Below are 11,670 nucleotides of genomic sequence, written 5' to 3' on the forward strand. Positions count from 1 at the left end.
ATTGACACATGTTAGGGGCTATTGTATGCTAAACGAGGGTATTATGAGAAGGTTTTCATCCCTTTCATTTCTAGTATCCATCCTCATTTTAAATCCTCCAAAAAAACCCGTTATATGAGGATTTATCTAAGCGAATGAAACAGCATCCCGTAGCATCAGGAGGATGAGTGGTTTTTTCGAACAGGCCGTTTTGCGGACAAAAAAGGCCTTCTGCAAGGGTTAACCGCATGTTTTGCCGTATCCAGGAATTATATTACATTTTCATCAGGAGACAGATAGTTGATGGACGATCCCAATCTTACATTCAGCAGACAACGGAGATATGTATTTGTAATCTTAGCAATCTATTTGCTGGGATATGGTCTTACGGCGTATAAAACTGTTTTTTTAGGCCTCTTTTTGGGAACTGTTTTCAGTTTGTTTAATTTGTGGCTCTTGACCAGAAGAATGAATGCTTTTGACAAGGCCGTGGCGAAAGGAAAGTCCATACGATCACTCGGGAGCGCAGCGCGTTGGTGCAATGCGATACTTGCGATGGCTGTCGCCTTTAAATATCCCGATAAAGTCAGTGTGGCAAGTGTGATTATTGGATTAATGACAATTTATCCCGTCATTATGATAGATTCCATTATTCAGCTCAAACGTTCATCAATGGAAGAGAGGTGAAAACCCATTGAATCACGATTACAGAACTATTGATTTGTTTGGTCTTACTTTTAATCTGACAAACATTCTGATGATTACTGTGGCAAGTGTGATTGTGCTGCTGATTGCGATTCTTACTACAAGAACGCTGTCCATCCGTCCGGGAAAAGCCCAGAACTTCATGGAATGGATTGTTGATTTTGTCCGCAATATTATAGGCAGTACAATGGATTTAAAAACAGGGGCTAACTTCTTGGCGCTTGGTGTAACCTTGCTGATGTACATATTTGTATCAAATATGCTAGGGCTGCCGTTTTCTGTAACGGTCGGACACGAGCTTTGGTGGAAATCACCGACGGCCGATCCGGCTATTACTCTGACTCTAGCCGTTATGGTTGTGTCGTTAACGCACTATTACGGCGTGAAGATGAAAGGTTTGAAGGAATACTCTAAGGATTACCTCAGACCGGTTCCGCTTATGTTCCCGATGAAGATCATTGAGGAGTTTGCGAATACGCTGACACTCGGACTTCGTCTTTACGGTAACATTTTCGCCGGGGAAATTCTTCTTGGCCTGCTTGCGAATCTGGCGACGAATTTCTACTCAAACAGTTTCTTTCTCGGTTTGGTCGGCACAGTCGGAGCCATTATTCCGATGCTTGCATGGCAGGCATTCAGCTTGTTCATCGGTACCATCCAGGCATTTATCTTTACGATGCTGACGATGGTGTACATGTCACACAAAATCAGTCATGATCATTAAAATCATATATCCATTCGGATAACATTTTAAAGGAGGAACTTTTTCATGAATTTAATAGCAGCTGCAATTGCAATCGGTTTAGGTGCACTTGGTGCAGGTATTGGTAACGGTCTGATCGTTTCACGTACGGTAGAGGGAATCGCCCGTCAGCCGGAAGCAGGAAAAGAACTTAGAACTCTTATGTTCATGGGTATCGCATTGGTTGAGGCCCTTCCGATTATCGCTGTCGTTATCGCGTTCTTAGCGTTCTTTGGCTAAGCAAAAAAGCCTTATATGAACTAAAAATGGCGAAGATCACTCTAAGAGAACCTTCGCCATTGCTTTATGTCTGATAAGCAGGCCGTCCCGAAACGGCTTTTTATCAGCAGAGAAAACCTGCAGAAGGGAGTTGCCGTAGTAGATGTCTCAATTACCTCTTGAATTAGGACTGTCGTTTAACGGCGGAGATATCCTATTCCAATTGTTAGCTATGTTAGTTTTATTAGCGCTTCTCAAGAAATTCGCTCTGGGACCGCTATTAAATATAATGAAACAGCGTGAAGATCATATCGCCGGCGAAATTACGTCCGCTGAAGAAAGAAATAAAGAAGCGCAGAAGCTGATTGAAGAGCAGCGCGTTCTTTTAAAAGAAGCGAAACAGGAATCACAATCACTCATTGAAAATGCGAAAAAACTGGGTGAAAAGCAGAAGGAAGACATTATCCAGGCTGCACGCGCCGAGTCTGAAAGATTGAAAGAAGCGGCGAGAACCGAAATTGTCAAAGAAAAAGAACAAGCGGTTTCCGCACTTCGCGAGCAAGTCGCATCACTTTCTGTCTTAATCGCATCGAAAGTGATTGAAAAAGAGCTTGATGAACAAGCCCAGGAACAACTGATTCAGGACTATCTTAAAGAGGTAGGAGAAAGCCGATGAGTGGATCTGCTGTCTCTAAACGATACGCGTCAGCGCTTTTCGACATTGCCGTTGAGACTTCTCAAATCAATGAAATCGAAGAAGAGCTTACCGTACTAAAAGAAGTGTTCCGGAACGAAGCCGGATTACAGGAAGTGCTAAGCCATCCGAAGGTATCGGCCGCTAAGAAAAAAGAGCTGATTCAGCAATCGTTCGGCGCACTGTCTGAGTCTGTGCTGCATACGATTTTTCTTCTGATTGACCGCCGCCGGTCTTCGATTGTGCCTGATCTCACAGACGAGTTTATCAAACTTGCCAATCAGGCCCGTCAGACAGAGGATGCGGTTGTTTATTCAGTAAAACCGCTGTCAGAAGCGGAAATGTTATCATTGTCTCAAGTGTTTGCAAAAAAAGCCGGAATCGCTTCGCTCAGAATCAGAAATGAAGTGCAGACGGATTTAATAGGCGGCATTAAAGTCCGCATTGGAAACCGGATTTATGACGGAAGCGTAAGCGGAAAGCTTGAGCGCATGGAACGTCAACTTGCCGGAGGAAATCGATAGAAGGGGTGAAACCTAAGTGAGCATCAAAGCTGAAGAGATTAGCACGCTGATAAAGCAGCAAATTCAAAATTACCAATCTGAAATTGAAGTTCATGACGTAGGTACAGTCATCCAAGTCGGAGACGGTATTGCGCGTGTACACGGCCTTGACAATTGTATGGCCGGTGAACTTGTTGAGTTTTCAAACGGCGTTTTGGGTATGGCTCAAAACCTTGAAGAATCCAACGTAGGTATCGTTATCTTAGGACCTTACAGAGATATCCGCGAAGGTGATGAGGTCAAAAGAACGGGCCGCATCATGGAAGTTCCTGTAGGTGAAGAATTAATCGGACGTATCGTCAACCCGCTCGGACAGCCGGTAGACGGACTGGGTCCGATTCTGACAAGCAAAACACGTCCGATCGAAAGCCAGGCTCCAGGCGTAATGGACCGTAAATCGGTACATGAGCCGCTGCAAACGGGTATCAAAGCGATCGACGCGTTAATTCCGATCGGCCGCGGACAGCGTGAGCTGATTATCGGGGACCGTCAGACAGGTAAAACATCTGTTGCGATTGATACAATCTTAAACCAAAAAGATCAAGACATGATCTGTGTGTACGTAGCGATCGGCCAAAAAGAATCTACAGTACGCGGCGTGGTGGAAACACTTCGTAAGCACGGCGCGCTTGATTACACGATTGTCGTGACGGCATCCGCTTCACAGCCGGCTCCGCTTCTTTACCTTGCACCGTATGCAGGGGTGACAATGGGTGAAGAATTCATGTACAACGGCAAGCACGTTCTCGTCGTATATGATGATTTATCCAAACAAGCTGCCGCTTACCGTGAGCTGTCATTGCTTCTTCGCCGTCCGCCGGGCCGTGAAGCATTCCCTGGGGATGTATTCTATCTTCACTCCCGTCTGCTTGAGCGCGCAGCCAAGCTGAGTGACGCTAAAGGCGCAGGATCAATTACGGCGCTGCCGTTCGTCGAAACACAAGCAGGAGATATCTCCGCTTATATCCCGACAAACGTCATTTCCATTACTGACGGACAGATTTTCCTTCAATCCGACCTATTCTTCTCAGGCGTGCGTCCTGCGATCAATGCCGGATTATCCGTATCCCGTGTCGGCGGGTCAGCCCAAATCAAAGCGATGAAAAAGGTAGCTGGAACATTGCGTCTTGACCTTGCTTCATACCGTGAACTTGAAGCATTCGCCCAATTCGGATCTGATCTTGACCAGGCGACTCAGGCGAAACTGAACCGCGGTGCGCGTACAGTTGAAGTGCTGAAGCAAGACTTGAATAAGCCGCTTCCGGTTGAAAAACAGGTAGCCATTCTTTATGCGCTGACAAAAGGATATCTTGATGATATTCCGGTTGCGGATATCAGACGTTTTGAAGAAGAGTACTACATGTACCTTGATCAAAACCATAAAGATCTGCTTGACGGCATTGCGAAAACAGGAAACCTTCCTGCTGATGAAGACTTCAAAGCTGCAATCGAAGGCTTCAAACGCACATTTGCACCAAGCAACTAACCCTTAGAAGATGAGAGAAAAAGGTTCTCTTTTTCTCTCTTTTTACGCAAATGAAGAATAAAGGTGGTGAAATCTTTGGCCTCATTACGCGATATTAAGTCAAGGATCACGTCAACGAAAAAAACAAGCCAGATTACAAAAGCCATGCAGATGGTATCCGCTGCGAAGCTGAACCGTGCGGAAACCAACGCGAAGTCATTTGCTCCGTATATGGATAAGATCCAGGAGGTTGTGTTTAACGTCGGAAAAGGCGCGAAAAACGCGAAACACCCGATGCTTGTCTCAAGAGAAGTGAAAAAGACGGCGTATCTCGTCATTACGTCTGACCGCGGGCTTGCGGGTGCGTTTAACAGTTCGGTTTTGCGAAACGCTTACCGCACCATTCAAGAACGCCATCAGTCTAAAGATGAATACACGGTGATTGCAATCGGCAGAGTCGGCCGCGATTTCTTCAAAAAACGGGAGATGCCGATTTTGTCTGAGTTAGTGGGGCTTGGCGACGAGGTCACTTTTGCTCAGATTAAAGATTTGACCCGTCAGACGGTTCAAATGTTTATCGACGGCGCTTTTGATGAACTGCATTTGGTGTATAACCATTTCGTCAGTGCGATTTCACAGGAAGTGACGGAGAAAAAAGTGCTGCCTTTAACGGATTTCGGAACGAGCGGCGGGAAGCGCACGGCTTCTTACGAGTTCGAACCGGATGAAGAAGAGGTGCTCGAAGTGCTGCTTCCTCAATATGCGGAAAGCTTAATTTACGGCGCGCTTCTTGACAGTAAAGCAAGTGAACACGCTGCGAGAATGACAGCAATGAAAAATGCGACTGATAATGCGAAAGAACTCATTGATTCACTTTCGCTTTCATATAACCGCGCGCGTCAAGCGGCGATTACACAAGAAATTACCGAAATTGTCGGCGGTGCAGCCGCTTTAGAATAGAAAGATTTTGTCAGGAGGGATAGCGATGAAGAAAGGACGCGTAAGTCAGGTGCTTGGACCGGTTGTCGACGTACGTTTCGAGGACGGCCACTTGCCTGCGATTTATAATGCGATTAAAGTTTCACAGCCAGCTACAGGCGAAAATGAAGTAGGCATCGACCTAACGCTAGAGGTTGCTCTTCATTTAGGCGATGATACAGTCCGTACAATTGCCATGGCATCTACGGACGGAATTCAGCGCGGAATGGAAGCCGTTGATACAGGTGCGCCGATTTCCGTTCCTGTCGGTGATGTGACTCTCGGACGCGTATTTAACGTACTGGGAGATAAAATTGATTTAAATGAACCGCTGCCTGCGGATGCTCAAAAGGACCCGATCCACAGATCAGCTCCTTCATTCGATGAGCTTTCAACTGAGGTTGAAATTCTTGAAACGGGAATTAAGGTTGTTGACCTGCTCGCTCCTTACATCAAGGGCGGTAAAATCGGATTGTTCGGCGGCGCCGGCGTAGGTAAAACCGTATTAATCCAGGAATTAATCAACAACATCGCGCAAGAGCACGGCGGTATTTCCGTATTCGCCGGTGTAGGAGAGCGTACTCGTGAAGGGAACGACCTTTTCTACGAAATGAGCGATTCAGGCGTTATCAAGAAAACAGCCATGGTCTTCGGACAGATGAACGAGCCGCCGGGCGCACGTATGCGTGTAGCACTGACGGGTCTTACAATGGCTGAGCATTTCCGTGATAAACAAGGACAGGACGTACTGTTCTTTATCGATAACATTTTCCGTTTCACACAAGCGGGTTCAGAGGTTTCCGCGCTTCTCGGCCGTATGCCTTCTGCGGTTGGTTATCAGCCGACGCTTGCGACAGAAATGGGTCAGCTTCAAGAGCGTATTACGTCTACAAACGTTGGTTCAGTTACATCTATCCAGGCGATCTACGTGCCTGCCGATGACTACACTGACCCGGCTCCGGCGACAACGTTCGCTCACTTGGATGCAACGACTAACCTTGAGCGTAAATTAACTGAAATGGGTATCTACCCTGCGGTTGATCCGCTGGCTTCCACTTCCCGCGCGCTTGCTCCGGAAATTGTCGGAGAAGAGCATTATGCGGTGGCGCGTGAAGTTCAGTCAACGCTTCAGCGTTACAAAGAACTTCAGGATATTATCGCGATTCTCGGTATGGACGAATTAGGTGAAGAAGACAAGCTTGTCGTTCACCGCGCACGCCGTATCCAGTTCTTCCTTTCTCAAAACTTCCACGTAGCTGAGCAGTTTACGGGACAAAAGGGTTCTTACGTGCCTGTTAAAGAAACGGTACGAGGCTTTAAAGAAATCCTTTCCGGTAAATATGACCATCTTCCGGAAGATGCATTCCGTCTTGTGGGACGCATTGAAGAAGTCATTGAGAATGCAAAAGAGATGGGTGTAGAAGTTTAATCTGGTCCTAGGAGGGTAAAAGCATGAAGACCGTTAAAGTCAATATCGTTACTCCCGACGGCCCAGTATATGATGCTGATATTGAAATGGTGAGTGTAAGAGCCGAGAGCGGTGATCTCGGTATCCTGCCTGGCCATATTCCGACCGTGGCTCCGCTTAAAATCGGCGCTGTCCGCCTTAAAAAAGACGGGCAGACCGAATTGGCGGCTGTCAGCGGCGGATTTTTAGAAGTCCGTCCTGATCAGGTCACTATCCTTGCACAAGCCGCTGAAACAGCGGAAAGCATTGATAAAGAGCGCGCCCTTGCTGCGAAAAAGCGGGCGGAAGACCGTTTGAACAAACGATCAGATGATACTGACATTCGTCGGGCTGAGCTTGCGTTACAGCGGGCTGTAAACAGATTGGATGTTGCAGGAAACTAAAAAAGAATCCTTCTCGGCTGTCTGAGAAGGATTCTTTTTCTATATTAACGCATAAGAGATTCATAGACGCCGATAAGCGGATGATCCTCTTCTTTTTGCAGATATAAATGTTCGCAGCAGTTGTCGGTGTGCCACGTTTTGTTTCCTCTCCGCACACCCGTCGTATAAGCGCCGTCCGTATACGGATAAGGTTTGACGACCCATTCGGCATCGTCATGATGTCTGATGGCGCAATCGATGACATACACACTGAGCATTTTCTCAAATTCGTCAATCGGCAGGTTCCAATCCGCCAAAAGCAGCTCTTTTATGCTGCGGAAGTAAAGAGCTTCCACTGCCAGCAGGCTGCCGGGTGAATAATCAAGAGAAATGTTGAAAAACTGACATAATTCTTTCAGTTCCTCTGTTTGAGACTGTCTATAATCATAGTAGAATGCTATCGCTTCCCACTCGTGGTCAAATACGGGAAGTGTTTCTCCATACTGCTTTTCCGGATGAAAAAAGGAATGATTCATATTCCCATCTCCTTTCCAAAAAAGTATATCATGCCGGAGAACGGACATTTAAGCGGGGATTGCCCCTAATTTTGGATAAAAATTCTGATGTAAAAATGATCATCTTTCTCTCTTCTTCTTATATAATAAGAGAGGATATGAGGGGCGGAAAAAATGAAAGGAGATGGAATTTGTGAATGTATTGGGGCAGCAGGCCGCAATCAGCATCCTGGTTCACCTGGTATGCATTGCGGTGACATGGTGGGCGCTTCAGGCCGTCAACTTTGATCCGCTGATCCGAAAAGGAAAAATAGTGCAGGCGAGGCTGCTGATCATTCTTCTTACCATTGCGATCGGTACGGCAGTCGCCAACTTCTTTTTAGATTATCTTACCTATTCGAAACAGCTTCCATACTTATTTTAAGATGTTTCGTCTGTTGAAATGAAGGGAATCGCTGGGTGAGAAACCAATTTTTCTTCACCCGCTTGGCGAGTTTTGACGAAGTTTTCCATGTATTGCTTTCCCCGGCTCCGGCAAAAATGGGAGTAAGGGGGAGAGATCGATATGAAGAAAAAAAGAGCAGGCCGTATCATCTTGTTTTTTGTTTTTTTAAGCGCCTTAATAGCGGTATTTCATTCCATTCATGCAAGTGAGCTGTCTCCGCTTGCCCAGATTGCCGAAGGAATGGAGCGGCAGCAGGTCACTGTGGATGAATGGACGCTTCATGCGAAAAAAAATCTGAACCTGTCACTGAGTGAATTTGATGACAAGGTAAAAGAACTGAAGACGCAGTATCCGCAATATCATTGGGAATCCGCGCGGGAAGATAAAATCGTAAAGGCCGTCGGCACGTATTCTGACAAAAAAAATCACACAACTTTTAAACTGCAGCTCGTCACTACCCTCAAAAAACAGAACCCAACTTCGTATTTATTATATGAGCAAATGAGCCCGGAGCAACCGGAAAACTGGAATGATACATATGAACAGTTTGAACGGCAGGCACATGACATATTTCAAAATAAAGTATTTATTTTTACTTGTCTAAAGGGTCATTTAAATGATAATATGAGTATTGTTTTGCAAAAAAAAGCAGAACAGCTCATGAAAGAATTTGAAGCAAGTCCAGTTGAACATGTAGTTGAGCCTCATTTCGTTTCTGTTTCTGCATTTACATATAAGTGGACAGATTACATCATGACATCGAAACATAAGATGAATGTGCAAGTTGCGCTTAGAAGTGCGGGAATGGGCGGAAAACATACCGTTACGGTTGGCACACCAATCGTGACAACTGAATATTAATATAGAGAATATAGGGACGCGGAGGGGAATACCTTGGAAAAAATCATCGTCCGCGGCGGTCAGAAGTTAAACGGCACAGTGAAAGTTGAAGGAGCAAAAAATGCCGTTTTACCAGTTATCGCTGCATCTTTATTAGCAAGTGAAGAAAAAAGCGTAATATGTGATGTACCTACGCTCTCCGATGTATATACAATTAATGAAGTGTTGCGTCATTTAGGAGCAGATGTGCATTTTGAGAATAATGAAGTTACCGTAAACGCTTCTTACGCTTTAGAAACAGAAGCACCTTTTGAATATGTGCGCAAAATGCGCGCGTCAGTGCTTGTTATGGGCCCTCTGTTAGCTCGTACGGGTCATTCAAGAGTAGCGCTTCCGGGCGGCTGCGCAATCGGCTCAAGACCGATTGATCAGCATTTAAAAGGCTTTGAAGCAATGGGTGCAAAAATCAAAGTAGGCAACGGCTTTATTGAAGCAGAAGTGGAAGGCCGTCTGCAGGGCGCAAAAATCTATTTAGATTTCCCAAGTGTGGGTGCGACAGAAAACTTGATTATGGCAGCTGCTTTAGCTGAAGGAACAACAACGCTTGAAAACGTGGCAAAAGAGCCTGAAATCGTTGACTTAGCGAACTATATCAATGCGATGGGCGGAAAAATCCGCGGAGCCGGCACAGGCACCATTAAAATTGAAGGTGTCGAGAAGCTTCGCGGCGTAAGACACAACATCATTCCTGACCGTATTGAAGCGGGTACTTTCATGGTGGCTGCGGCTATCACGGAAGGAAATGTATTAGTCAAAGGTGCGGTTCCTGAGCATCTTACGTCTTTAATTGCGAAAATGGAAGAAATGGGAGTCAAAATTACGGATGAAGGAGAAGGCCTTCGTGTCATCGGTCCTGCCCAGCTGAAGCCGATCGACATTAAAACGATGCCTCACCCAGGATTCCCGACTGATATGCAGTCGCAAATGATGGCGCTGCTTCTCCGTGCGAGCGGAACAAGCATGATTACTGAAACTGTGTTTGAAAACCGTTTTATGCATGCTGAAGAATTCCGCCGGATGAATGGCGACATTAAAATTGAAGGACGTTCTGTGATCATTAACGGCCCTGTACAGCTGCAAGGCGCAGAAGTTGCCGCTACGGACCTGCGTGCGGGCGCGGCGCTGATTCTTGCGGGATTAGTGGCTGAAGGTCATACACGCGTCACGGAACTGAAGCACTTGGATCGCGGTTATGTGAATTTCCATAAAAAACTTGCGGCTCTCGGCGCTGACATCGAGCGTGTCGTTGATGAAACGGCCGCTGAACAAGAAAGCAAAGAAGTCGTAACTGACCTAAACGCATAATGGCTGTAAAAACAGTATGTCAATCTGGCATACTGTTTTTTTATGGTTTATCATCATTATTATGCTCTGATTTTCAAAAAAGAATACGTTTTTCGCGTGAAAAATGGAATAAGATTCTGTCCAAAAGGAAGTCATATTAGCTTGTCCCTGCCCATAAGATGAAGTAGAGTCGAATCCCAAGCAGGAGGCAGCTGATATATGAAACCGATTGTATTTCTACTATCCGGGCTGTGTATACTTATTCTTCTTGTTCCCACCATTCTCGTTCTTCCGTTTCAGGCGGAAAAAGGAGCAGCCGTAAACAGAGAGCCCGGACACAAAACAACACACACCACACGAGAAACAAAAGGAGCAGAAACATTGAAAGAATCACCTGTATCCATTCCGGTTTATCGGACATCCAATCATTCTGTAGAGAACATTCCGCTTGAAGAGTACGTGATCGGTGTCGTGGCTTCCGAAATGCCCGCAACCTTTAAACCGGAAGCCTTAAAAGCCCAGGCGCTCGCCGCCCGGACCTTCATCGTCAGGCTGATGGTCGCTGACTCAGCCGTTCAGGCGCCGAAAGGATCACTGGTGGACGATACGCAAATGTTCCAAGTCTATCAAAGCAAAAGTCAGCTGAAAAAAGAATGGGGTTCTAAGTACGCACACAACCTCAAGAAAATCACAAACGCGGTCGCAGGCACGCAAGGAAAGATTTTAACGTACGACAACAAGCCGATTGAGGCATCTTTCTTCTCTACGAGCAACGGGTATACGGAAAATGCGGAAGCCTATTGGACAAGCGCCATTCCTTATTTAAAGAGCGTGAAAAGTCCGTGGGATAAGCATTCGCCGAAATATCTCGCCACCCAGACCTTCAGTGTGCCGGAGTTTCAGCAAAAGCTCGGCGTACAGCTCTCGGGACAAAACACGGTAGGGCAGATTACAGCCAGAACGCCGGGCCATCAAGTGGCGACGGCCGTCATAAACGGCAAAAAGCTGAAGGGAAGAGACATCCGGGAAAAACTCGGACTCCGTTCTGCCGACTTTGAATGGAAACGGAACGGCGGCAGCATCACCATTACGACAAAAGGATTCGGCCACGGCGTCGGCATGAGCCAGTACGGGGCCAATTACATGGCGGAGCAGGGGAAATCCGTGGCGGACATCGTCAAGCATTATTATCAGGGAGTGGACATATCCGAAGCAGATTCATTTTTAAACAAATATATGGCGAAAAAATAGACGCTTTCATGAGCGTCTGTTTTTTTGAAAACTATTCCATAAACGGTAAAGCAACCAACAGACTCATATAACGAAAGCCTAAAGGCTGACAAATGCCGTC

Annotated in this window: 14 protein-coding genes; 13 read left to right on the top strand and 1 reads right to left on the bottom strand. The window is 46.2% G+C overall.

Annotated features, from left to right (window positions below; genetic code table 11):
* Positions 1-282 precede the first annotated feature (282 nt).
* The 9 genes from atpI (at position 283) to C5I45_RS02055 (ending at position 7,196) form a co-directional block, all read left to right on the top strand.
* The gene (gene atpI, locus C5I45_RS02015; RefSeq protein ID WP_003151155.1) at positions 283-666 is read left to right on the top strand and encodes an ATP synthase subunit I; all 384 of its coding nucleotides are present in this window, start codon (positions 283-285) and stop codon (positions 664-666) included.
* A 7-nt stretch (positions 667-673) separates the two neighbouring features.
* The gene (gene atpB, locus C5I45_RS02020) at positions 674-1,408 is read left to right on the top strand and encodes a F0F1 ATP synthase subunit A (RefSeq protein ID WP_003151158.1); all 735 of its coding nucleotides are present in this window, start codon (positions 674-676) and stop codon (positions 1,406-1,408) included.
* Between the two features lie 45 nt (positions 1,409-1,453).
* Positions 1,454-1,666 (top strand): F0F1 ATP synthase subunit C, encoded by a 213-nt coding sequence (gene atpE / locus C5I45_RS02025; RefSeq protein ID WP_003151167.1) that lies wholly within the window; start codon positions 1,454-1,456, stop codon positions 1,664-1,666.
* 142 nt (positions 1,667-1,808) lie between these two features.
* Entirely contained in the window at positions 1,809-2,321 is a 513-nt protein-coding gene (gene atpF / locus C5I45_RS02030; protein ID WP_003151168.1) for a F0F1 ATP synthase subunit B, read from the top strand.
* Entirely contained in the window at positions 2,318-2,863 is a 546-nt protein-coding gene (locus tag C5I45_RS02035; RefSeq protein WP_003151169.1) for a F0F1 ATP synthase subunit delta, read from the top strand. The genes atpF and C5I45_RS02035 overlap by 4 nt, the downstream gene beginning before the upstream one ends.
* A 16-nt stretch (positions 2,864-2,879) precedes the next feature.
* Entirely contained in the window at positions 2,880-4,388 is a 1,509-nt protein-coding gene (gene atpA, locus C5I45_RS02040) for a F0F1 ATP synthase subunit alpha (protein ID WP_003151170.1), read from the top strand.
* Positions 4,389-4,463: 75 nt separating this feature from the next.
* The gene (atpG, locus tag C5I45_RS02045; protein ID WP_003151172.1) at positions 4,464-5,327 is read left to right on the top strand and encodes an ATP synthase F1 subunit gamma; all 864 of its coding nucleotides are present in this window, start codon (positions 4,464-4,466) and stop codon (positions 5,325-5,327) included.
* Positions 5,328-5,352: 25 nt separating this feature from the next.
* Entirely contained in the window at positions 5,353-6,774 is a 1,422-nt protein-coding gene (atpD, locus tag C5I45_RS02050) for a F0F1 ATP synthase subunit beta (protein WP_003151173.1), read from the top strand.
* Positions 6,775-6,797: 23 nt separating this feature from the next.
* The gene (locus tag C5I45_RS02055) at positions 6,798-7,196 is read left to right on the top strand and encodes a F0F1 ATP synthase subunit epsilon (protein WP_003151176.1); all 399 of its coding nucleotides are present in this window, start codon (positions 6,798-6,800) and stop codon (positions 7,194-7,196) included.
* A 44-nt stretch (positions 7,197-7,240) separates the two neighbouring features.
* On the opposite strand, the gene C5I45_RS02060 is transcribed toward C5I45_RS02055, so the two are convergent.
* Positions 7,241-7,711 carry a hypothetical protein gene (locus C5I45_RS02060; RefSeq protein ID WP_003151179.1) on the bottom strand — a complete coding sequence of 157 codons (471 nt, stop codon included), beginning with the start codon at positions 7,709-7,711 and terminating at the stop codon, positions 7,241-7,243.
* Between the two features lie 172 nt (positions 7,712-7,883).
* On the opposite strand from C5I45_RS02060, the gene C5I45_RS02065 reads away from it, so the two are divergent.
* The 4 genes from C5I45_RS02065 (at position 7,884) to spoIID (ending at position 11,570) form a co-directional block, all read left to right on the top strand.
* The gene (locus C5I45_RS02065) at positions 7,884-8,114 is read left to right on the top strand and encodes a DUF1146 family protein (protein WP_003151181.1); all 231 of its coding nucleotides are present in this window, start codon (positions 7,884-7,886) and stop codon (positions 8,112-8,114) included.
* A gap of 141 nt (positions 8,115-8,255) precedes the next feature.
* Positions 8,256-8,996 (top strand): YwmB family TATA-box binding protein, encoded by a 741-nt coding sequence (locus C5I45_RS02070; RefSeq protein ID WP_032857509.1) that lies wholly within the window; start codon positions 8,256-8,258, stop codon positions 8,994-8,996.
* Between the two features lie 33 nt (positions 8,997-9,029).
* On the top strand, positions 9,030-10,340 hold the full coding sequence (murA, locus tag C5I45_RS02075) for a UDP-N-acetylglucosamine 1-carboxyvinyltransferase (RefSeq protein WP_003151185.1): 1,311 nt from the start codon (positions 9,030-9,032) through the stop codon (positions 10,338-10,340).
* Between the two features lie 198 nt (positions 10,341-10,538).
* Positions 10,539-11,570, top strand: coding sequence for a stage II sporulation protein D (gene spoIID / locus C5I45_RS02080; RefSeq protein ID WP_014306003.1), 1,032 nt, complete (start codon positions 10,539-10,541; stop codon positions 11,568-11,570).
* The last annotated feature ends 100 nt before the right edge of the window (positions 11,571-11,670 follow it).

It is taken from the genome of Bacillus sp. ZY-1-1 (assembly GCF_003047165.1).
Taxonomy (GTDB): domain Bacteria; phylum Bacillota; class Bacilli; order Bacillales; family Bacillaceae; genus Bacillus; species Bacillus velezensis.